Source organism: Roseomonas sp. FDAARGOS_362, assembly GCF_002754815.1.
GTDB classification, from domain to species: domain Bacteria; phylum Pseudomonadota; class Alphaproteobacteria; order Acetobacterales; family Acetobacteraceae; genus Roseomonas; species Roseomonas mucosa.
Genome location: NZ_CP024588.1, coordinates 3,170,560 through 3,192,472, shown reverse-complemented (window position 1 = coordinate 3,192,472; position 21,913 = coordinate 3,170,560). Strand labels below are relative to the sequence as shown.

Below are 21,913 nucleotides of genomic sequence, written 5' to 3'. Positions count from 1 at the left end.
TCAGGCCGTCCGGATGCGGGGGTCGAGGGCGGCGTAGAGCAGGTCGGTCAGCAGGTTGATCAGCAGGAACAGCGCCGAGATCACCAGCACGATGCCGACCACCATGGGATAGTCCCGCGCCTCCACCGCGCGCAGCAGCGGCGTGGAAAGGCCGGGCCAGTTGAAGACGTATTCCACCAGCACCGTGCCGCCGAGCAGCGAGCCCATGTGCAGCGCCAGCACGGTCAGCACCGGGGTCAGCGCGTTGCGCACCACGTGGCGTACCAGGATGCGGCGGGGGCCGAGGCCCTTGGCACGGGCGGTGCGGACGAAATCCTTGCTCAGCGCGTCGAGCACCGAGGCGCGGGTCATGCGGAAGACCACGGCGGCCAGTCCCTTGCCGATGGCGATGGCCGGCAGGGTGAGCAGGATGAGGTGCTGGCCAGGACTCTGCGCGAAGGGCACGTAGCCGCCCGCCGGCATGATCCGCAGCATCTGCGCGAAGACCAGCACCAGCAGCGTGCCGACCACGAAGACCGGCAGCGCCAGCAGGAAGGCGGCAATGCCGGAGCTGATGCGGTCGAAGGCGCCGCCCCGGTGCAGCGCCGCCCAGGTGCCGGCGGGCATGCCGAAGACGACGGCGAGCAGCGTGCCGGCGAGGATCAGCTCCAGCGTGCGCGGCAGGCGCAGCGCGATCTCCTGCGCCACCGGGTAGTCATCGACCAGCGAGGAACCCAGGTCGCCGCGCAGCAGCCCGGCGAGGAAGCTGCCGTACTGCGTCATCAGCGGCAGGTCGAGGCCCAGCCGCTCGCGCAGCTCCGCCACCGCCGCCGGATCGGGGGAGACGCCGCCGGTGGAAAGCAGCAGCTCCGCCGGATCGCCCGGCACGAGGTGCAGGGCCATGAAGACGATGCTGGCCACCACCCAGACCAGGGCGAGGGAGATGCCGACGCGGCGGAGGATCCAGAGCATCAGCCGAAGCTCACCTCTTCCAGCGTTGCGCCGGAGAGCAGGGTGAGCGCGCCGGGCAGGTTGGTGAAGCCCTGGACGTCCTTGTCCATCGCGTAGCCCTGGGCGCGCCAGGCGAGGCCGACCAGCGGCACCTCCTCCAGCGCCGCGCGCTGCATCTCCTTGTAGATCTCGGCCCGCCTGGCCTGGTCGAACTCGGCCCGGCCGCGCGCCAGCCCCTCCACCGTGCGCGGCGCCTTGAGCATGTAGGAGCGGCCATGGGTGGGCGAGAGCGAGGTGTCCATCACCACGGACAGCCCGTCCGGATCGTTGCTGTCGGTGGACACGCCATGGATGGCGATCTCGTACTGGCCGCGCATGCCCTGGGCAACGCGGGTGGACCAGTCGGGCAGGCGCAGCTCGCACTGGATACCGACGGCGGCGAGATGCTGCTGCACCACCTCCGCCGTGTCCTTGTGCATGCCGTACTGCGCCGTGGAGAGCAGCGTGGACTGGAAGCCGTCCGGCACGCCCGCCTCGGCCAGCAGCGCCCTGGAACGCGCCGGGTCGTAGTTCCAGCCATGGGCCAGCGTCTCGTCGTACCAGGGCGTACCCTCGGCGATCGGCACGCCCTCCAGCACCTTGCCGCGGCCAAAGAAAGCTGCCTTCACGATGTCCTCGCGCCGCACGGCATGGGCCACGGCGCGGCGCACGCGGGGATCGGCGAAGGGGCCCTTGGCGCCGTTGAACAGGATGTCCATGAAGGGGCCATACTGCGTCTGCATCTTCAGGCGCGGATCGCCCTCGATGGCACTCATCGACTGCCAGGGCACGTATTCGATCAGGTCCACGTCACCCGACTGCAGCGCCGCGACACGCAGATTCTCGTCCGCATAGACGGTGAGCTTCACGCCCTTGAGCTTCGGGAAACCCTGGCGCGGGTACTTGTCGAAGGGCACGAGGTCGATGGAGGTGCCGCGCTCCTGCCCCGCGATGCGGAAAGGCCCGGCGCCGACCGGCTCGCTGGCGGAGGATTTCCGCCAGACGATCGCCATGTTGTAGTTGCTGAACCAGATCGGGACGGTGGCGATGGGCTCCTTGGTATAGAGCTTCAGCGTCTTCGCGTCCGGCGTCTCGATGCGCGTCACCTGCTGGAACTGCGCGCGCATGTAGGCGGTGGATTTCTCGCCCGCGATCTGCTCGATCGTCCACTTGACGTCCTCCGCGGTCACCGGTTCGCCATTCTGGAAGATCGCGTCCCGGCGCAGGCGGAAAACCCAGGCGCCGTCCTCATGCGCCCAGGATTCCGCCAGCTCGCCGCGCAGCCCGCCCTTGTCGTCGAAGGAGATCAGGCGGCGGTGCACCAGCATCTTCACCGTGCCGGCGGAGGCGCCGGCGCTCGCCCAGGGCTGCAGGTTCGGCGGAAAGGTGGACAGGCCGAAACGGAGGATGCCGCTGGCCGCCTGGGCGTGGGCCGGGCGCCCGAGGAAGGACAGCGCGCCGCCCGCGGCCAGCGAGGCCAGGGCAGGCGCCGCGAGGCTGCGGGCCAGAAGGGCACGGCGGGTGGTCGTCATCGGCAGGCCTCCGTCTCGGGCTGTCGAGGCAGACCCCATCGCGCGGACCGGCGGGCCGGGCGGCGGGCGATCCTCCCCCGCGCATGCTCGGCCCGATCGCAGCGCAACAGCAACCCCGGCAGCGTGGGGAGCGGGAGCAATCACCGTGCCATGGCAGTTTCGCGGGTGATGTCGGCCGGCGCGTTGCCGGCTTGCCCGGGAATGAGGCAGGGCCGGCGGGAAAGCCCGTCCGGCTGGCGGCACCCTGTCGCGGGACAGGCGCCACCTCCCCCGCCATCCGGGGCCGCGCTCCGCCTGTCCGGTCCGGCCTTGCGCTATCCCCAGGGCCCCCGGCGACGCCCGGCGGTCGGCGGCACCGAGCCGCCGCTCCAGGGACCGCGTGGCGCGGTGCCGCCCCGGATGCCGCCCACCGGGGGCGCGGCCGTGGCGCCATTGCCCAACAGGGCGCGGACCCGGTTCTCGGTGCTGGGATGGGTGGAGAAGAGGTTGTCCATCCCCTGCCCCGAGAGCGGGTTGACGATGAAGAGGGGCGCGCTTTCGGGATGCGCCTCGGCGGAGCGGTTGAGGATGGCGTGGCGGGCGCCTTCCAGCCGCATCAGGGCGCTGGCCAGGCCCTGCGGCCCACCGGCGATCCGGGCGCCGAGACGGTCGGCCTCGTATTCCCGGGCGCGGCTGATGGCCATCTGCACCAGCATGGCCATCAGCGGGGCCGCCACGATCATCACCAGCACGCCAAGGAAGCCCAGCGGGTTGCGGTTGTCCCGCCCGCCCCCGAGCAGCCCGCCGAAATGCGCCAGGAAGCCGATGGCGCCGGCGAGGCAGGCGGTGACGGTCATGATCAGCGTGTCGCGATTGCGGATATGTGCCAGCTCATGCGCCACCACCCCGGCCACCTCCTCCTCCGGCATCATCTCCAGCAGGCCGGAGGTGACGGCGACCGCGGCGTTCCGCGGGTCGCGGCCGGTGGCGAAGGCGTTGGGCTGGGCCTCGTGGATCAGATAGAGGGCGGGCATGGGCAGGCCGGCGCGGCCGGCCAGTTCCTGCACCATGGCATGAAGGCGAGGCGCAGCGCCCGGACCGATGGGCTGGGCGTTGTGCATGCGGAGCACGGCCCGGTCGCTGTTCCACCAGGCCCAGAGGTTCATGCCGCCGGCCATGAGCAGGGCGATCACCATCCCCTGCCTGCCGCCCAGCAGGAAGCCCACCCCGGCGAAGAGGGCCATCAGCCCCGCCAGAAGGACCGTCGTCCGCAGTGTCCCGTTCATCGGGTATTTCTCCCGGCTCTGTCCCGCCTCATATGGGGGATCATGAGCGAGAAACCCGCCTCCCCCACGAATGTCCCACGGAAGCAGGACGACCCGGCGCCGGCCGCCGCGCCCGATGGCCCCCCGCCCGATGGCGGGAAGCAGGAGGAGCGCGCCCTGCCGCCCGAGATCGGCGGGCCGACCGGTCCTGAGCCGACCCGCTACGGCGACTGGGAGCGCAAGGGCCGGGTCAGCGATTTCTGAGCCACGCCCGAAGGGGTGAACAGGCCACGAACCGCAGCCGGGCTTCCTGGAACGGGAGCCACAAGATCTAGAAGGATCTCCGAGTCGTCGATGGCGCTTCGGAGACAGGCGCCGAATCGGGCCATCCGACTGTTTTCCGCCGGTTTCCTGTCCCGATGTTCTTTTTTCGTTCCTGGACCGAATCGCGAATGCGCTTGGAAACGGGTGGTGCGGCACGGCTGCCACACCACCATGTCGCCCTCCGGGTGCCGTCCTGCCCGGCCGCAAGGGCGACGGCCGGCCGGGAGCCGGACGCCGCCACCCGCTCTCAGGCGCCGACGATCACCGCGCCGCCGAACTTCTCCTCGACGAAGCGCTTGATTTCCGGCGCGGCGTAGCCGGAGGCGAGCTTCCTGGCCCAGGCGGCACCGGCATCCTGGCGCCGCACCACGACGAGGCAGGTATAGACGCTTTCGGCGCCCTCCTTCACCAGCCCGTCCTTCAGCGGGTTCAGCCCGGCGGGAACGGCGTAGTTGCCGGTGATGGCGGCGGCGTCCACATCGTCGAGGGAGCGGGCGATCTGCGCCGCCTCCAGCTCCACGAAGCGCAGGCGCTTCGGGTTCTCCACCACATCCGCCACGGTGGCGCGAAAGTCCACGCCGGGGGCCAGCTTGATGGCGCCGCCCTGGGCCAGCAGCAGCAGGGCGCGGCCGCCATTGGTCGGGTCGTTGGGGATGGCCACGCGCCCACCCTGCGGCAGGTCGGCGAGCGACTTCAGCTTGCGGCTGAACACCGCCATCACGGTCAGCACGGTCTTGCCCACCGGCACGAAGTCGTAGCCGCGCTGCGCCTTCTGCGCGTCGAGGAAGGGCTGGTGCTGATAGGTGTTGGCGTCGATATCGCCGCCCGCCAGGGCCACGTTCGGCTGGATGAAGTCGCCGAACTCGGTGATCCGCACCACGAAGTTGTCGCGGGCCAGAACGTCGCGCACCTGCTCCAGCACCTGGGCGTGGACACCGCTGGTGACGCCGACGCGGCAGGGCCGGGCCGCCGTGCCGATCCCCGCGGCGTCCTGCGCCCGCAGGATGCCGGGAAGGAAGAGCCCGCCGGCCGTGGCCAGCAGGAGGGGGCGCCGATTCATGGGATGCTCCTCAGAAGGCCGGCACGACATTGCCGTGGAAGGTATCGCGCACGAAGGCGCGGATCTCGTCGCGGTGATAGGCGGCCACCAGCCGCTTCACCCAGGGGGTGTCCCGGTCGGCCTCGCGCACCACGAGGATGTTGGCATAGGGGCTGTCCGCATCCTCGCGAAGCAGCGCGTCCTTCGCCGGGTCCAGCCCGGCGATAAGGGCGTAGTCGGTGATCACCACCGCCGCATCCACGTCGCCCAGCGCGCGCGGCATCTGCGCCGCCTCCAGTTCCACGATGCGCAGGCGCTTCGGGTTTTCCGCGATATCCGCCACGGTGGCGCGGAAATCGGCGCCCGGTGCCAGACGGATCAGCCCGGCCTTGGCCAGCAGCAGCAGGGCCCGGCCGCCATTGGACGGGTCGTTGGGGATGGCCACGCGCCCGCCCTGCGGCAGGTCGGACAGGGCCTTGTACTTCGGCGCATAGATGCCGAGCGGAAAGACCAGCGTCCTGGCCACCGCGGCGAGCTTGTAGCCGCGGTCCCGGATCTGCTGCTCCAGGAAGGGGCGGTGCTGGTAGGAGTTGCTGTCGAGGTCGCCCGAGGCCAGAGCCGCATTGGGCTGGATGAAGTCGGTGAACTCGACCAGGCGCAGCACGAACCCGTCCCTGGCGGCGAGCTCGCGCACCTTCTCCGTCACCTGGGCGTGCGGCCCGGCGGTGACGCCGATGCTGAGCGGACGGGCGGCGCTGCCGATCCCGGCCGCGCCCTGGCTCCCCGCCTGGGCGCGGAGGATGGCGGGACGGAGGAGCGCACCGCCGGCCAGGAGGCCGGCGGCGAGAAGGGGACGGCGAAGCATGGCGCTGCCCCTCAGAAGGCCGGGATGACGGAACCGGAGAAGGTCTCCGCCACGAAGGCCTTCACCTCGTCACTCTGGTAGGCGCGGACCAGCTTCCTCACCCAGGGCTTCTCCTCGTCACCCTGGCGCACCACGATGCGGTTGGAATGCGGGCTGTCGCTGCGCTCGATGGCGATGGCGTCGCGGGTGGGCTGCAGCCCGGCGGTGAGGGCATAGTTGGTGTTGATCGCCGCCGCGTCCACGTCGTCCAGCGCGCGGGGGAGCTGCGCCGCCTCCAGCTCCACGATGCGCAGGCGCTTCGGGTTCCCGGTGATGTCGGCGACGGTCACGCGCACATCGGCATTGGCCGGCAACTGGATGGCGCCCGCCTGGGCGAAGAGCATCAGCCCGCGCCCGCCCTGGGTCGGGTCGTTGGGGATGGCGATGCGGCCGCCCTGCGGCAGCGCGTCCACCGACTTGACCTTCTTCGAATAGATACCCATCGGGAAGGTCAGGGTCTTGGCCACCGAGACCAGCTTGAGGCCGCGATCCCTCACCTGCTGTTCCAGAAAGGGCTGGGTCTGGAAGGAGTTCGCGTCCAGGTCGCCCGAGGCGAGCGCCACGTTGGGCTGGATGTAGTCGGTGAACTCGATGATGCGGATGACCAGCCCGTCCTTGGCGGCGATGTCGCGCACCATCTCCATCACCTGGGCGTGCGGGCCGGCGGTGACGCCCATCTTCAGCGGGCGGGCGGCGGTGCCGATCTCCGCGCCCTGGGCATGGGCGCGGGTCGCGGCGGTGAGGGCCGGAGTGGCGAGGAGGGCGGCAAGCGCCGCGCGGCGTGCGATGGTCATGTTCTTCCTTCCCATGTCGTGTGACGTTCGTCGTGTGGCGTCCCGCCGTTCAGCGATGGCTGACGCGGCGGACCAGCCAGTCGCCCAGCGATTGCAGGCCCTGGACGAAGAGGATCAGGATGACGACCACGGTCGCCATCACCTCCGGCATGAAACGCTGGTAGCCGAAGCGGATGCCGAGATCGCCGAGCCCGCCGCCGCCGATGGCGCCCGCCATGGCGGAATAGCCGACCAGGCTCACCAGCGTGACGGTGACGGCGGCGATGATGCCGGGCATCGCCTCGGGCACCAGCACGCGGGTCAGGATCTGCATCCGCGTCGCGCCCATGGCGCGGGCGGCCTCGATCACCCCCCGGTCCACCTCGCGCAGCGCGCCTTCGAAAAGGCGGGAAATGAAGGCGGTGGAGGCCAGCGCCAGCGGCACGATGGCGGCGGCGGTGCCGATCGAGGTGCCGGCGACCAGCCGGGTGAAGGGTACGATGGCCACCATCAGGATGATGAAGGGCGTGGAGCGCACCGCGTTGATCAACAGGCCCAGCGGCCGGTTGATCCAGCCGTTCGGGCGCAGCCCGCCCTGGCCGGTGCTGTAGAGGAGGAGCGCCAGGGGCAGGCCGATCGCCACCGCCACCAGGACGGAAACGAAGACCATGGTGATCGTCTCCCAGGCCGCGTCGATCATCAGGTCCTGCAAGGCGGGCGGCAGCCAGGGGAACAGGTTGGGCATCAGCGGGCTTCCCCTTCCTTCACCTCGGCCACGTCGAGGCCGAGCGAGCGCATCCATTCCACGCCCTGGGCCAGTTGCGCCGGCGCGCCATAGGCCGCCAGCGCCATCAGGCCGAAGGGCTCGCCGCCGATCTCGTCGATGCGGCCAGAGACGATGTTCAGGTCCAGCCCGAAGCGGCGCGAGGCCTCGCTCACCACCGCGCGGGTGGAATGCGGCCCGGCGAAGAGCACCTGAAGCAGGCGCCGCTCCTCACCCGGCTGCGGCGCGGGCAGGCGGGCGACGGTGCCGGGCGGCACGGCATGGCCGATCACCTCCGCCACGAAGAGGCGGGTGACGGCCTGCTGCGGCCGCGTGAAGACGTCGAAGACCCGGCCCTGCTCCACGATCCGCCCGGCCTGCATCACCGCCACGCGGTCGCAGATCGCCTTCACCACCGCCATCTCATGGGTGATCAGCAGCACGGTGAGGTCCAGCCGGTCACGCAGCGACCGGATCAGGGACAGGATGTCGGCGGTGGTCTCGGGGTCCAGCGCGCTGGTCGCCTCGTCGCAAAGCAGCACCTTCGGGTCCGAGGCCAGGGCGCGGGCGATGCCGACGCGCTGCTTCTGCCCGCCCGAGAGCTGCGCCGGATAGGCGTCGCGCTTGCCCTCCAGCCCGACCAGCGGCAGCAGCTCCCGCACCCGCGCCTCGCGCGCCGCGCGGCCGACCCCGGCGATGGAAAGCGGGAAGGCGATGTTCTCCGCCACCGTGGCGGAGGAAAGCAGGTTGAAGTGCTGGAAGACCATGCCGATGCCGCGCAGCGCCTGGCGCAGCCCGGCATCGTCCAGCGCCAGCATGTCGCGGCCCAGCACCTCGACCCGGCCCGTATCCGGGCGTTCCAGCAGGTTGACACAGCGGATCAGCGTGGACTTGCCGGCGCCGGAGCGGCCGACGATGCCATAGACCTCGCCCGGCGCCACATCGAGGGAGACGCCGTCCAGCGCCAGCGTCTCCGCCCCGCGCGCGGTGAAGCAGCGTGTCAGATCGCGGAGCCGGATGGCGGCCGGTGCCTGTTCTTGTGAAGACATGAGAAAACCCGGTCAGGAAGCTTCTTGGGAGGCATCCTCGCCTCCGGTCCGGCCTGGCGTCGCATGAATGGCGACGGAGGCCACATGACGATCCGGCAGATCCGGTCTGCGCCGCCGGACCCTCTGTCCGGGGCGGACCGCCTCAGCCTTTCCCGACCAGACGCATGATGCGGCGCATCGCGATCCTCCAACACCGTCGGATGACCCACGAAGCAGGACCGGAACGGCCGGCATTCGCTTCCTGGCGCTTTAGCTCTTGGTGACGCGGCGCAAGCTGCATCCGTCAAATCGCCCGCGGCCCCGGCCAGCATGATTCCGGCAGCAGGACAGCGGCGGAGTTAGGGGGGTTGTCCCGCCCTGTCAAGCAGATGCGGAAAATGCACGATCGCCGGACGGATTATTACCTCGTCGCCCGATGCCCATACCCCTCTCGATCGAGGCCCCGCCCTATTCGCGGACCGGACCGGGTACGCCTTCCAGGCTCTCGCTGCCCTTGCGTACCCGGTGCGTGCTGGAACCGAAGGCCACCAGCTTGTGGTGGGCGTCGAAGATCTCGAACTGCACGAAATAGGTGCTGCGGCCCTGCGAGACCACCTTGGCCTCCGCCACCACCCGGCCCGGGGGCACCCGGTTGGCGAAGCGGCAGTTGAGGTCCACCGTCACGCCATAGCGGACATGACCCGGCACCGAGCACCACAGGCCCGCCATGCCGGCCGCCTGGTCGGCCAGGGCCATGATCGCCCCGCCATGCATGATCCCGGCGAAGTTCAGGAGCTCCGGGATCACTTCGCAACCGACGCGGGCATAGCCCTCGCGCCATTCCTCAACCTCGAAGCCCAGGTGATTGGGCAGGCCGCCGGCCCGTTCTTGGATCTCGCTCATGCGAGAAGCGGTGGCAGCAGGCCGGCCCCCGCGTCAAGTTCCCCAGGCCTCAGGCGATCTGAAGCTCCTGCAGAGTTGTCTCCAGCTCCTGGAAGCTCGGCATGTGCTGGCTGGGCGCCATCTTGCGGCCGGTCTCCACCGCCACCTGGGGGGCATTGCCCTGCAGATGGGCAACCAGCACGGCGCGGATCACCTCATAGAACTTGGCTTCCTCCACCACCACGCCCTTCAGCCGGGCGGCCACGGGGGCCACCATGCCATAGGCCAGCAGCACGCCGAGGAAGGTGCCGACCAGCGCGCCGCCGATCATGCCGCCCAGCACCGTGGGCGGCTGGTCGATGCTGGCCATGGTCTTGATCACGCCCAGCACCGCCGCGACGATGCCCAGCGCCGGCAGCGCGTCCGCGATGCTCTGCAGGGCGTGGGAGGGGTGCAGCTCCTCATCCCGCATCTTCTTGAGTTCGCGGGCCATCACATCCTCGATCTGGTGCGGGTCGTCGGCGTTCATGCCGATCATGCGCAGGTAGTCGCAGATCAGCAGGACGGCGTGGTGGTCCTTCTGGATATCGGGGAAATGGCCGAAAGCGGTGCTTTCCTCCGGCTTCTCGATATGCGGCTCCAGCGCCATGTTGCCCTTCTGCTGCGCCAGCCGCACCAGGAAGAAGAGCAGGCTGAGCATGCTGACATACTGCGCCTTGCGGAAGCGCGAGCCCTTGAGCACCTTCGCCAGCCCGCCCAGCGTGTGCTTGATGTCGTTCAGGCTGTTGGCCATGATGAATGTGCCCAGCGCGGCGCCACCGATGACCATCATCTCGTGCGGCAGGGCGTGCATGATGATGTCGAACTTGCCGCCTGCCAGCACATAGCCGCCGAAGACGCAGCCCAGCATCACGGCGAGGCCCAGGATCGCGTTCATCGCGGCGTCGCTCCGGTCGCGGGGGGCTGCGGCGCCTGGCGCAGCAGCAGGATGGAGACGCGGCGGTTGGCCGCGGCCTCCGGCGCCTCGGGCAGCAGCGGCTCGCGCTCCGCCAGGCCGGCGACGCTGCGCAGGCGGTTCTCGCCCACCCCGTTCTCCACCAGCAGGCGGCGCGTGGCATTGGCGCGCTCGGCCGACAGGTCCCAGTTGCTGCGGGCGTCCGTGCGGAAGGGGGTGGCGTCAGTGTGGCCGGTGATGGACACCGCGTTGGGCACGCGGCGGATCACCGAGGCGACCTTGGCGACCAGGGCTCGGGAGCGTTCGTTCAGCGTGTTGCCGCCGGAGGTGAACATCGGCTTGCCCTCCGAATCCAAGAGCTGGATCCGCAACCCCTCCGGCACCTGCTCCACCCGGAACTGCTGCGCCAGCTCCGCCAGAACCGGGTCGCCCGCCACGGCGGCGCGGAGCTGGCCGGCCAGCTGCTCCAGCGCATCGCGCTCCCGCTTCTCCAGCTCCCGCCGCAGCGCGGTCTCCGATGCGGCGGCGAGGTCGGCGTCGCGCCGCGCCGCGCCGTTTCCGCCGTCGCCGGGAGCGGAGACGGCGACCGCCGCCTGCCCCGGCTTCGCGTCGGGGGCATCGTCCGGGCCGGGCGGCGCCTCGCGCGTCGCGACCGGTTGGGCGGGGGTCTCGGTCTCGTCCTCCACCTCGATGTCCTGCAGCACCGGACGGGGGCCGGTCTCGATCCGCGGACTGCTGGTGTCGGTGGAAAGCTGGCCGGGGGAATGCGGCGTGCTGCCGCCGAAAGGCTGGCCGTTGCCGGAGGTGGACTGGGACATCAGGTTGCTTGGCGCGAAGTAGTCGGCGATGCCCTTGCGCTGCTGCTCCGTGGTGGCGTTGAGCAGCCACATCAGCAGGAAGAAGGCCATCATGGCCGTGACGAAATCGGCATAGGCGACCTTCCAGGCGCCGCCATGATGGCCAGCCTCGCCCCCTTCCTCCCGCCGGATGACGATCGTCGGTCCCTGGTTGCGGGTTCTCGCCACGCTCTCCGTGCCCCATGCTGCGCTGCCGTCGGCGCGCATCCTGCATGGCAGTCCTTAAGCGGCGGTTATGCGGGCCGGGGCTTTGTCGGATCGCGCCGGATAGCCATGCTCTCCGGCGGACTGCCGGTGCCACCTCTGCTTTCCGGGAATCCCGCGTTTCTACCTGCTCCCGGGAATCAAGCCGCGGAAAAGCGGCTGCCACAGGCGCCAACGAAAGCCCGGGGCCCGGGGGGCGGCTTGGTCCCCGGCGGAGGGGGTCAGGGGAGGCAGCGCCTCCCCCTGGGCGCGACCCACAAGGGCAACACCCGAAGCGAGGACGTTGCCCGGATCAGCCGCCGAGACGTCGGGCGAGGGCCGGGGAGAGGTCCAGGGATGGGGCGGAGGACGGCGGCGGCAGAAATGGCAGGGGTTCGCCGAGACTGGCTTCCATCAGGCAGTCGAGGCTGTCCAGCACCGGCACGGGCAGATGCGCCGCCACGGCGGGGGCCAGGCCTGCCAGCCCGGCGCCACCCAGCACCACCGCGGCAGCCCCTTCCGCGATGACGGCCTCCGCCGCCTTGGCCAGCAGCCGGGCCGCGCCGTCCGGGTCGCGCGCCAGGACGTCGCCGGCGGGCGGCACGGCGCGGACCAGGATGCGGTCCGGTCCATGGCCCAGGGCGAAGGCATGTTCCCGCAGCATCGGCACCCAGGCCTCGCCGCCGGTCAGCAGGGCGATCCGGGCCCCGGGGGCCAGCGCCAGGGCGGCGGCGATGCTGGCCTCGGCCATGCCGCGCACGGGAACGCGGGAGATCTCGCGCGCCGCCAGGAAGCCGGGCTCGCCGAAGCAGGCGATGGCGATGCGGTCCACCGCCGGGTCCCGCTCGGCGATGGCCTCCAGCACCGCATGCCCGGCCACGGCCACGGCGGCGCGGGTGGCGATGTAGCGGGCGCCGAAGCGGGCGGTGCAGGGGATCAGCTCGACATCGCCGCGTCCCTGCCGGGCCAGCCAGGCCTCGGCATGGTGGCGCAGGCGCTCGGTCATCGCGGGGTCGGTGTTGCCGTTGAGGAGGAGGAGGCGCATCGGCCGGGCAGGATGCCCCGCGCGGGCGGGATTGCGAAGGGGCCGTTCAGCCCCGTTCCGGCGGGGCCGTTTCCAGCGCGGCGTACCAGCCGGCATAGGGCGTGTTGCGCGCTAGGTGGCGATTGTAGTCGGGGGCGCCGTCCTGCCACCAGACCGGGCCGCGCTCGCCCAGGCCCCGCTTGGCCTCGTCCACCGCCTGCCGCGCGGCGCGCAGTGCCTCCGTGTCGCCCTGCCGGCCAGCCTCGCGCACGGCACGGCGGGCCCGCATCAGGGCCTGGACCAGCGCCCCGCGTTCGGATTCGGGAAGGGCGGGATCGGCGCGGCGCCAGAGCCGGCCGCGCACCACGAGGTAGCGGCCATCCGGCGTGACCGGCGCGGGAGCGTCGGTCACGCCGGATGGCCTTCGCTCAGCTCTGGGAGTCGGGCGACAGGGTCATGCAGGCGCCGCGGCCGCTGCGCAGCTTCTCGCAGGCGTTCTGGGCACCGTCGCGCGACAGGCCCATGACCCGGGCGCGATAGAGCACGGTCTTGCCCTGCATCACCGGTTGCACGGCGACGCGCACGCCATTGGCCGGGATCTTGGAGCGAGCCTGGTTGGCGGCGGTGCGGGCCTGGCTTTCGCTGGCATAGGCGCCGACCTGCACGGCCCAACTGCCGGTGCCCGGCGCGGCGGTGGCCGTGCTCAGGCCTGGGCGGGACAGGGTGCCGGCATGGGCGGTGCCGACGAGGCTCAGCGTCTGGGGCGGCGCGGCGCGGCGCGGCGCGGAGGCCTCGGCGAGTTCCACGGGGGCGCTGCGGGGCGCCCTGGCGCGGCCGGTGGGCTCGGCGGCCCGGGCGCCGGCGGCGAAGGCCGGCGGGGTCGGCATGATTTCCTGGCGGCTGAAGGCAGTCTCGATCCGGCCCGTGGTGGGAGCGGCCTCGCTGCGCGTGGTCGAGCCGTCGGGGATCGGGTCCATCGCCACCACATTGCCGCCCAGGCGGGAAGCGGCGGGGCTGGTGGAACCATCCGGGATCGGCGCCATGGCGACGACGGTGCCCCGCGGGGCGTAGGAACCGGAGGAGGAGCGGGTGGAACCGTCCGGGATGGGCTCCATGGCGATGACCGGGCCGTTGCCCAGGCTGGCCACCTGCACGGCTGGCGGCGGGGCCGAGGCGATGCTGGTCGAGCCGTCGGGGATGGGCTCCATGCGGATCACCGGGCCGGGCGGCAGCGTCGCGACCTTCACGCCCGGATCGACGGCGCGGCGCTGGTCGCGCAGCGCCAGCATGGTGGCGGTGTCGCCGCGGCGCGGCCCGGCCGGGATGCGCAGCGGGATGTCGGCGGCGGCATAGACCTCCGGCGGCGCGCGGTGGGACGGATGGGCGTCCACGATCCGCGGCCCGATCCGGGCGACGTAGTTGCGGGTCTCGGCGGGCAGGCCCTTGCCGCCCCAGAGGTAGTCCTCCAGGCGGCGGGGGCCGGCGTTGTAGGCGGCGAGGAAGGCCGGGCTGCCGTAGAGCTCGTACATCTCCCGGATATAGGCGGCACCGGCCATGATGCTGTCATAGGGGTGGTAGGGGTCGTTCCCGAACCCGTAGCGGGAGGCGAGCTCGGCATAGGTGCCGGGCATCACCTGCATCAGGCCCATGGCGCCCACCGGGCTGGTGGCCGTGGTCCGGCCCGCGCTCTCCTGGCGCATCACCTCGCGAATCCAGCGCTCCGGCACGTCGAACCGCTTGGAGGCATCGCGGATATAGGGGCCCCAGGGATCGCCGGGCGGGCCGGGCGGGTCGTAGGAGGCGGGGCGGTGGTAGTTGGAGGAGGAATCGTAGATGTGCCGGGACGAGCTGGTCGCGACCTGCTGGCTGCCGCAGGCGGCCACACAGGCCAGAAGCGACAGCGTCATCGCTCCCCGCACGCGCGCGGTCAGGCCGCGCCGATCAAACCCGCGAGGAAGCATCCCCCAATCCCCCCAATCCTCGGTACTCCCGCGGTCCTTCCGGCTTGGCCGATCGCCGGCGCCCCCACGCTGGCGAAACGGCCGGAAGCCGCGGTGCAGACGGTGCCTGCGGCGGAAAGGGCTAACGGAAGCCTGGGCATGAAGCAAGTGGAGACTCTACGATGCATATCGCGGGCTGGCGCCGCTGTGCGATCCACGTCACGTTGGCGCCCCCTTCTCGCCACATTCCGCGCAGAAGACACTCTGCCTTTCCGAAAGGAACGCCTCATGCGTCGTATAACAAGCCATTCCCGGGCGCATCGTTCGTCTTCGGCTGCTCTTCGGCTCTGCCTGGTTTCACTGGCCCTGGCCGGCGGCCTGGCCGCCTGCGCGCCACAGAACACGGGCGCGACTTACAGCAGCGCGACCATGGGCGTGCCGGCGGCCGTGACCTATGGCGTGGTCAAGGGCACGCGGCCGGTGACGGTCCAGAGCGGCCGCAGCGGGGTGGGCACCGCGGCGGGCGCGGTGGCGGGCGGCGTGGCCGGCTCCTTCATCGGCGGCGACTGGCGCAGCAACGTGCTGGGCGGCCTGGGCGGCGCGGTGCTGGGCGGGCTCGCCGGCAATGCGATCGAGCGCGGGACCGGCACCGGCCAGGCCATCGAGTTCATCATCCAGCAGGACAATGGCGGCGACATCGCCGTGGTGCAGACCAACGAGGACAACCTGCAGGTCGGCGACCGGGTCTTCATCACCCATGGTCCCGACCAGGTGCGCATCGGCCGGGCCATTGGCGCCCCGCCGCCGGCCACCGGCGTCTCCGCCCGTCCGATCGGTGCCTACGCGCCCAAGTAGGACGGTAAAGGCCCCGCGAGGGCACCGGGGGAAGGAAGGCCCTCCCCCGGCGGCACGGCCCGCCAGGGGTTCCGGCGGGCAGGGCGGGGCCGCCCTGCCCGCAAGACAGGTTGTGGCGCCCCGCGGCTTCGTATAGGCACGCCCGCCATGACCGCCCAGCCGTCGCCCGTCTTCCAGATCGACGCGAGCAACCCACGACGCCTCTCCCGCGCCATGGAGGACCTGTCCTCCGGCCTGCAGACCTGGCGGCTGAGCTGGGCGCTGGCACGACTCGACCTGCGCAACCGCTACCGGGGCTCGGTGATCGGGCCCTTCTGGCTGACCCTTTCCACCGCCGCGATGCTGGCGGGGCTGGGGCTGCTCTATTCCCGCCTGCTCGGCATCAGCCTGCGCGACTACCTGCCGCACCTGGCGGTCAGCCTCGTGGTCTGGAACGTGATCAACGGCCTGGTGACGGATGCCTGCACGGCGCTGACCGGCGCGGAAGGGGTGATCCGGCAGATGCGCCTGCCCTTCACCACCCATGCGCTGCGCTGCGTCTTCCGCAACGTGCTGACGGCGGCGCACAACATCCCCCTGCTCTTCCTCGTGCTGGCGATCTTCAACCGCTGGCCGGGGCCGGAGGTCGTGCTGCTGGTCCCCGGGCTGCTGATCTTCTTCCTGAACGCCCTGGCGGCCTCGGTCTTCCTGGGCATGGTCTGTGCCCGGTTCCGCGATGTCGGGCCGATCGTGACCAACATCATGCAGCTCGCCTTCTTCATGAGTCCGGTGATCTGGAAGGCCGACCTGCTGAGCCCCGCGACCCAGGCCTGGCTGCCGCTGAACCCCTTCTACGACCTGCTGGAAGTGCTGCGCGGCCCGCTGGTGGATGGCGGCGGGGCCATGATGGCCTGGGTCGGCGCCATCCTCTATACCCTGGCCGCCACGGGGCTGGCCCTGGGCTTCTTCGTCCGCTTCCGCGGCCGCCTCGCCTTCTGGGTCTGACGACGACATGGCTATCATCGAGGCCCAGGGGCTCAACATCGAGTTCCCGCTCTACCACGTCGCTTCCCGTTCGCTGAAGAAGCGGCTGCTGGCCAAGGCGGCGGTGCGGGTGAGCACGGACGAGTCCAACCGCGTGGTGGTGAACGCCCTGCGCGACCTCACCTTCACCATCCGCCCGGGCGAGCGCGTGGCGCTGGTCGGGCACAACGGCGCGGGCAAGACCACGCTGCTGCGGACGCTGGCCGGAATCTACGAGCCTGTCGGCGGGTCGCTGCGGGTGGAGGGGGAGATCGGCTCGCTGATCGACCCGGCGGCCGGCATGGACCCGGATTCCACGGGGCGCGAGAACATCCGCCTGCGCGGGCTCTTCCGTGGCCTTGGCGACGCCGAGATCGCCGGGCTGGAGCGCGAGGCCGCCGCCTTCTCCGGTCTGGACGAGTTCCTGGACGTGCCGATCCGCGGCTATTCCGCCGGCATGAGCATCCGCCTCTCCTTCGCGATGGCCACCACCATGAACCCCGACATCCTGCTGATGGACGAATGGTTCTCGGCCGGCGACGCGGATTTCATGCGCAAGGCCGAGGAGCGGCTGGCGGCGCTGGTGGACAAGGCGGAGATCATGGTCATCGCCACGCACGACTTCAACGTGGTGCGCCGCTGGTGCAACCGCGCCATCCGGCTGGAGGCCGGGCGCATCACCGCCGACGGCACGGTGGACGAGATCCTGGGCGCCGCCTGAGGCCCATCCGGCTTCCCGTTCCCGGGCCGGGCGGCCCGTCGCGTGCCTTTGTCCCCCCGCCTGGTTGCTTCCCCGGACTGCTGCCGTTATCGCTCTCGCCCGATGGGTGAACGAGACGACAAGCCGTTGAAACGGTCCTTGCTGGCGCCGCTGCGGGATCTTCCGGAACCCTGGAAGCGCCAGTTGCGCCAGGGCTTCCGGAAGGGGGTACGTGCCTATCGGGCGATCCCCATCGCGCGCATGATCGGCCTGCGCCTCGCGGCCCTGAGCCCAGGGTTGAAGGCCAGGCTGGTTCATCGCTTCATGGCCTATGAGCGGCTTTCCAAAGGAGCCGCGCTTCCCGCCCACATCTCCGTGCAGGGTGTGCGGCTGCAGCCGCCACCGGTCCTGTCAGATGCGGAACGCTCCGCCTTCCTGCGCCTCGCGGCGCGGCATGGCGGGATCTGAACGCGGAAAGCGGCGGAATACCGATGCGGTTGCTGATCGACATGCAGGGCGCCCAGGGCACGAGCCGCCTTCGCGGCATCGGGCGCTACTCGCGCGACCTGGCGCTCGCCCTGGCGCAGGAGGCCCGGGGGCACGAGGTGCACCTGCTGCTCAACGGCACGTTGGGCGATGGCGGCGACGCGCTGCGGGAAGCCTTCGGCGAGGTCCTGCCGGATTCCGCCTTCCATCTCTGGTGGGGCCCCGCCGGCGCGCCGGATGTCACCGAGCCTCGTCCCGCCCGGCGCACGGCGGGTGAGATCCTGCGGGCCGAGGCCATCGCCGCGCTGGCGCCGGACCTGCTCCTGGCGACCAGCCTCTTCGAGGGTTCATCCGACGACGTGATCGCACGCTGGCCGCCCGACCGGGCACGGCCGGCCACGGCGGCGGTCTGCTACGACCTGATCCCGCTGATCCAGCGAGAGGACTATCTCGATGGCCCCTGGGCGGGGGCGCAGCGGCTGAAGGACTGGTACTTCCGCTGCCTGCACGAGATGGCCGAGGCCGACCTGCTGCTCGCCATTTCCGAGGCCAGCCGGCAGGACGCCATGGAGCATCTCGCCCTGCCCGGCGACCGGGTGGTCAATATCCGCGCCGGGTACAGCGCGGTCTTCGGCCCGCAGCGAATGGACGCAACGCGGAAGCAGGCGCTGCTCGCCCGCTACGGGCTGCGCGACGGCTTCGTGCTCTTTGTCGGCGGCGGCGACCCGCGCAAGAACGAGGCTGGGCTGCTGCGGGCCCAGGCGCTGTTGCCGCCGGCGTTGCGGGCCCGGCACCAGCTGGTGATCGTCGGCGCCACGGACCCCGCGGAATTCGCCTTGGCCCGCAAGGCGGCCGGCCTCGGGGCGGAGGAAGCGGTGCTGATCCGCTTCGTGCCGGAGGCGGACCTGCCGGCGCTCTACGCGGCCTGCGACCTTTCGGTGCTTCCTTCCTTCTACGAGGGCTTCGGCCTGCCGGTGCTGGAGGCCATGGCCTGCGGCGCCCCGGCGATCGGCAGCCGCGCCGGCAGCCTGCCGGAAGTGATCGGACTGGAGGAGGCGCTGTTCGACCCGCGTGATCCGGCGGATATCGCCCGGGTGATGACGCGCGCCCTGGCGGAGCCCGCTTTCCGCGCACAGCTCCTGGCCCATGCCCCGGCCCAGGCGGCACGCTTCGGCTGGGCGGATACCGCGGCACGCAGCTGGTCGGCGCTGGAGGCCCTGCTGGAAGCCCCGCGTCTCCGGGACCGTCCCGCCCATCTCGTGCCCGGGCGGCGCCTGCCGCGCCTCGCCCTGGTCTCGCCCCTGCCGCCGCAGCCGACCGGCATCGCCGACTATACGCGTGAGCTCGCCCCGGCCCTGGCGCGCCATTACGACGTCACCCTGGTCTGCGAGAGCGGCCTGACCGAGGACGAGCGGCTGCGGGGCGCCTTTCCGGTGCTGGATGCCGGCACCTTCGGGAACCTGGGGGAACGCTTCGACCGGGTGCTCCACCAGCTCGGCAATTCCGATCTCCACGACTTCCAGTATCGGGGCCTGCTGGCGGAGCAGCCAGGGGTGGCGACGCTGCACGATTCCTTCCTGTCCGGCCACGCGCTCTGGCGGGCCTACCGGGAGGGCGACCGGGAGCGTCTCGTCGCGGCGCTGCATGCCTCCCACGGCTGGCCCGCCGTCCTGACCTGGCTGCGCGAGGGCGATATCGCCGCGACCCGCGCCTGGCCCTGCAGCCTGCCGGTGCTGCGCGACACGATCGGCGTGATCCAGCACTCGCTGCACGCCGCCGAATGGACGCGGCGGCACTACGACGCGGCCACGGCGGGGGAGCCTGCCATCATCCCGCATTTGCGCCGGCTTCCTCCGAAGGGCGACCGGGCCGCCGCCCGCCGGCGCCTGGGGCTGGCACCGGATCTCCCGGTCATCGCCAGCTTCGGCATCCTGACAGCCAGCAAGCTGCCGGACCGTCTCGTCGCGGCCTGCCATGGACTGCACCACGCGGGGAAGCGGCCGCTCCTGGCGCTGGTGGGCGAGGCGGTGGAGCAGCTCGACCTCCCGCGCGAAGGCGCCACCCTGCGGCTGACCGGACGGGTCTCGCCCCAGGACTATGCCGACTGGATGGCGGCGGCCGATATCGCGGTCCAACTGCGCGACCATTCGCGCGGCGAGACCTCCGGCGCCCTGATCGACTGCCTCGCGGCGGGGCTTCCCGTGGTGGTGAACCGCCATGGCACCATGTCGCAGGTGCCGGATGGCTGCCTCCGCGCCATTCCCGAACGGTTCGGGGATGGGGAGCTGCGCGCCGTGCTGCAGGATCTGCTGCAGGACCCCGCCTCGGGCCGCCAACTCGGCGCACGGGCACGGGAATGGGTGCGGGAGACGCTATCCCCCGAGCGGATCGGGCTGGCCTATCGCGAGGCGATCGAGGCGTTCTACGACAGGCCCGGCGCCTTCCTCCGGCTGGGCGATCCCTTCCATGGCGCCCTGCTGCCGCGCGGCAGCGCCGAGGACTGGGCCTCCGTCGCCCAAGCCAGCCTGGCCAATTTCCCGCCGCGCCGGCCGCCCTTCCTGTTTCTGGACGTGACCGATGGCTGGCCGGACCCGGCGGAGCTGGAGCGCCTGCTGCTGGCGCATCCCCCGGCGCTCCGCGTGGAGCCCGTCCGCTTCGAGATGCCGGCGGAGGACGGCGCCACGCTTCCGGCGGGAACGCGGGCGGCCCCGGCCGGCGCCTACCGGACAGCGCCCGAGGCCGTCTTCCCGCTGCTCGGGCGCCGCTTCGCCGATCTCGTGCCGAGGCCGCTGTGCCCCGCGCCGGGCGACCTGCTGCTGCGCCCCTTGGCCAGTCCACCGGCCGAAGCCCGGCGGTGGGCGCTGCGAGCGCTGGAACGGCGCGGCTGCGTCCTGGCGGAGCGTGGCGCGGGCGGCAGGGCGGTCCCGGCGGCAGGGGCCTCCCTGCCCGGCTGGTTCCAGGGCCTGCTTTCCTCATGAGCGCCGCCGCCCCTCCGTCGCCGGTGCTCTGGGTCGAGGTCGGCGACCTGCTCGACTACGCCGCGATCCGCCACCGGCTTTCCGGCATCCAGCGCCTTGCCTTCGAGCTCTGCCGCGCCCTGGCGCCGCATCCCGGCGTGCGCTTCTGCCGCGCCGTGCCGCCGCGCGAAGGGCTGCGTGCGGTGGAATGGGCGGAGCTGGAGGCGCTCTATGCCCGGCTTTCCGGCGGCGACGACACCCCGCCGCCGGGCCGCGACGGGCATGCGGTGGTGGCGGAGCATGTCGCGGCGCCCGTGGCGGAGGCCCGGCGCGGGATGCTGCGGCAGGCGGCGGGCTGGCTGCCGAGCGGCATCCGCATCCCCCTGGCCCGCGCCACCGTGGCGCAGGCCTCGGTCGCCTCGGAGCTGCGCCAGGCCCTGCGCGGCGTGGCAGGCGCCCTGCCACGCCCCCTGCCACGCCCCCTGCCGCGCCCCGGCAAGGGCGGAAGCGCGAAGGCGCCGGAGCGCGCGGCCGTGGAGCCCGGGCCGGGCGACACGCTGCTGATCCCCGGCGCGCCCTGGGCGCATCCGGATTACGGCCCGGTGCTGGGGCGGATGAAGGCGCGCAGCGGGTTGCGCATCGCCCTGGTCCTCTATGACCTGATCGCGGTGAAGTACCCGGAATGGACCGATCCGGGGCTGATGCGGGTCTTCGGCCCCTGGTTGCGCCGCACCCTGCCGCAGGTGGACCATGTGCTGGCCATCTCCGGGGCCACGGCGCGCGACGCGGCGGCATGGGTGGCGGAACAGGGCATCGCCCCGGCGCCGCGCATCACCGCCTTCCCTATCGGCACCGGCTTCGGCGCCCCGCGTCAGGCCGTGCCCGCCGTGCCGCCGCCACCGGGCGACCCGGGCTATGTCCTTTTCGTGTCCACGATCGAGGCACGCAAGAACCACGCGCTCGCCTTCCGCGTCTGGCGGCGGCTGCTGGAGGAGATGCCGGAGCGGGAGGTGCCGCGCCTGGTCTTCGCCGGCGGGGCCGGCTGGCTGGTGCAGGACCTGCTCGGCCAGATCCGCAACACGGCGAATCTCGGCGGCAAGCTGGTCCTGGCCGGCTCGCCGAGCGATTCCGACCTGCGCCTGCTCTATCGCGACTGCCGCTTCACCTTCTTTCCCTCCTTCTACGAGGGCTGGGGCCTGCCGGTGACGGAAAGCCTGAGCTTCGGGCGGGCCTGCCTCGCTTCCGACCGCGCCTCGGTGCCGGAGGCCGGGGGACGCTTCTGCGCCTATCTCGACCCGGACAACGCCACCGGCGCCACCGCCGCCGCCCGTGCCCTGATCGGGAATCCGGAACACCTCGCCGCCCTGGAGGCCGATATCCGCGACGGCTTCCGCCCGGTGCCCTGGTCGGACACCGCCGCCGCCGTGCTGGCGGCGCTGGGCTGAGCGGGCGCCGCGCCTGAGGCTAGGCCCGGGGAGAGTGCTGCCATGAAGCGG

Annotated in this window: 21 protein-coding genes; 7 read left to right on the top strand and 14 right to left on the bottom strand. The window is 71.7% G+C overall.

What is annotated here, in order from left to right; translation table 11 throughout:
• From CTJ15_RS19125 to htpX, 3 genes are all read right to left on the bottom strand, one after another.
• Positions 1-951 (bottom strand): ABC transporter permease, encoded by a 951-nt coding sequence (locus CTJ15_RS19125; RefSeq protein WP_075822906.1) that lies wholly within the window; start codon positions 949-951, stop codon positions 1-3.
• Positions 951-2,501: an ABC transporter substrate-binding protein gene (locus CTJ15_RS19120; protein ID WP_075822905.1), complete on the bottom strand. Its 1,551-nt coding sequence runs from the start codon at positions 2,499-2,501 to the stop codon at positions 951-953. Before CTJ15_RS19120 ends, CTJ15_RS19125 begins: the two co-directional genes overlap by 1 nt.
• 314 nt (positions 2,502-2,815) lie before the next feature.
• Positions 2,816-3,766, bottom strand: a complete 951-nt coding sequence (htpX, locus tag CTJ15_RS19115) for a zinc metalloprotease HtpX (RefSeq protein WP_019460186.1) — start codon at positions 3,764-3,766, stop codon at positions 2,816-2,818.
• A gap of 42 nt (positions 3,767-3,808) precedes the next feature.
• Between htpX and CTJ15_RS19110 the strand changes: the two genes are divergently transcribed.
• Positions 3,809-4,009 (top strand): DUF1674 domain-containing protein, encoded by a 201-nt coding sequence (locus CTJ15_RS19110; protein WP_027297237.1) that lies wholly within the window; start codon positions 3,809-3,811, stop codon positions 4,007-4,009.
• Positions 4,010-4,316: 307 nt separating this feature from the next.
• Here the strand turns inward: CTJ15_RS19110 and CTJ15_RS19105 are convergent, their stop codons facing one another.
• The 11 genes from CTJ15_RS19105 to CTJ15_RS19055 all read right to left on the bottom strand — a co-directional run bounded on the left by CTJ15_RS19105 (position 4,317) and on the right by CTJ15_RS19055 (position 14,384).
• Positions 4,317-5,129, bottom strand: a complete 813-nt coding sequence (locus tag CTJ15_RS19105) for a MetQ/NlpA family ABC transporter substrate-binding protein (protein WP_019460184.1) — start codon at positions 5,127-5,129, stop codon at positions 4,317-4,319.
• A 10-nt stretch (positions 5,130-5,139) separates the two neighbouring features.
• Positions 5,140-5,973, bottom strand: a complete 834-nt coding sequence (locus CTJ15_RS19100; protein WP_019460183.1) for a MetQ/NlpA family ABC transporter substrate-binding protein — start codon at positions 5,971-5,973, stop codon at positions 5,140-5,142.
• Positions 5,974-5,984: 11 nt separating this feature from the next.
• Positions 5,985-6,806 carry a MetQ/NlpA family ABC transporter substrate-binding protein gene (locus CTJ15_RS19095; RefSeq protein ID WP_099781850.1) on the bottom strand — a complete coding sequence of 274 codons (822 nt, stop codon included), beginning with the start codon at positions 6,804-6,806 and terminating at the stop codon, positions 5,985-5,987.
• A 49-nt stretch (positions 6,807-6,855) separates the two neighbouring features.
• Entirely contained in the window at positions 6,856-7,530 is a 675-nt protein-coding gene (locus CTJ15_RS19090; protein ID WP_019460181.1) for a methionine ABC transporter permease, read from the bottom strand.
• Positions 7,530-8,597 (bottom strand): methionine ABC transporter ATP-binding protein, encoded by a 1,068-nt coding sequence (locus tag CTJ15_RS19085; RefSeq protein ID WP_075822624.1) that lies wholly within the window; start codon positions 8,595-8,597, stop codon positions 7,530-7,532. Before CTJ15_RS19085 ends, CTJ15_RS19090 begins: the two co-directional genes overlap by 1 nt.
• A 447-nt stretch (positions 8,598-9,044) precedes the next feature.
• Complete coding sequence (locus tag CTJ15_RS19080; RefSeq protein WP_019460179.1) at positions 9,045-9,479, bottom strand: PaaI family thioesterase; 435 nt, start codon at positions 9,477-9,479, stop codon at positions 9,045-9,047.
• Between the two features lie 49 nt (positions 9,480-9,528).
• The gene (gene motA, locus CTJ15_RS19075) at positions 9,529-10,395 is read right to left on the bottom strand and encodes a flagellar motor stator protein MotA (protein ID WP_099781849.1); all 867 of its coding nucleotides are present in this window, start codon (positions 10,393-10,395) and stop codon (positions 9,529-9,531) included.
• Positions 10,392-11,477, bottom strand: coding sequence for a flagellar motor protein MotB (locus CTJ15_RS19070; protein WP_075822623.1), 1,086 nt, complete (start codon positions 11,475-11,477; stop codon positions 10,392-10,394). Before CTJ15_RS19070 ends, motA begins: the two co-directional genes overlap by 4 nt.
• 289 nt (positions 11,478-11,766) lie before the next feature.
• Positions 11,767-12,498 carry an aspartate/glutamate racemase family protein gene (locus tag CTJ15_RS19065; protein ID WP_019460176.1) on the bottom strand — a complete coding sequence of 244 codons (732 nt, stop codon included), beginning with the start codon at positions 12,496-12,498 and terminating at the stop codon, positions 11,767-11,769.
• Between the two features lie 46 nt (positions 12,499-12,544).
• A complete protein-coding gene (locus CTJ15_RS19060; protein ID WP_058389973.1) occupies positions 12,545-12,889 on the bottom strand; it encodes a hypothetical protein in 345 nt (114 codons plus the stop codon).
• A 16-nt stretch (positions 12,890-12,905) separates the two neighbouring features.
• On the bottom strand, positions 12,906-14,384 hold the full coding sequence (locus CTJ15_RS19055; RefSeq protein WP_226945985.1) for a lytic transglycosylase domain-containing protein: 1,479 nt from the start codon (positions 14,382-14,384) through the stop codon (positions 12,906-12,908).
• 462 nt (positions 14,385-14,846) lie between these two features.
• Between CTJ15_RS19055 and CTJ15_RS19050 the strand changes: the two genes are divergently transcribed.
• From CTJ15_RS19050 to CTJ15_RS19025, 6 genes are all read left to right on the top strand, one after another.
• Positions 14,847-15,272: a glycine zipper 2TM domain-containing protein gene (locus CTJ15_RS19050; protein WP_019460173.1), complete on the top strand. Its 426-nt coding sequence runs from the start codon at positions 14,847-14,849 to the stop codon at positions 15,270-15,272.
• Between the two features lie 147 nt (positions 15,273-15,419).
• Positions 15,420-16,256 carry an ABC transporter permease gene (locus tag CTJ15_RS19045; RefSeq protein ID WP_075822901.1) on the top strand — a complete coding sequence of 279 codons (837 nt, stop codon included), beginning with the start codon at positions 15,420-15,422 and terminating at the stop codon, positions 16,254-16,256.
• Between the two features lie 7 nt (positions 16,257-16,263).
• The gene (locus CTJ15_RS19040; protein ID WP_019460171.1) at positions 16,264-16,995 is read left to right on the top strand and encodes an ABC transporter ATP-binding protein; all 732 of its coding nucleotides are present in this window, start codon (positions 16,264-16,266) and stop codon (positions 16,993-16,995) included.
• 102 nt (positions 16,996-17,097) lie between these two features.
• Positions 17,098-17,442 carry a hypothetical protein gene (locus CTJ15_RS19035; protein WP_193009622.1) on the top strand — a complete coding sequence of 115 codons (345 nt, stop codon included), beginning with the start codon at positions 17,098-17,100 and terminating at the stop codon, positions 17,440-17,442.
• Positions 17,443-17,465: 23 nt separating this feature from the next.
• Positions 17,466-20,438, top strand: a complete 2,973-nt coding sequence (locus CTJ15_RS19030; protein ID WP_099781846.1) for a glycosyltransferase — start codon at positions 17,466-17,468, stop codon at positions 20,436-20,438.
• On the top strand, positions 20,435-21,862 hold the full coding sequence (locus CTJ15_RS19025; protein ID WP_193009621.1) for a glycosyltransferase family 1 protein: 1,428 nt from the start codon (positions 20,435-20,437) through the stop codon (positions 21,860-21,862). Before CTJ15_RS19030 ends, CTJ15_RS19025 begins: the two co-directional genes overlap by 4 nt.
• The last annotated feature ends 51 nt before the right edge of the window (positions 21,863-21,913 follow it).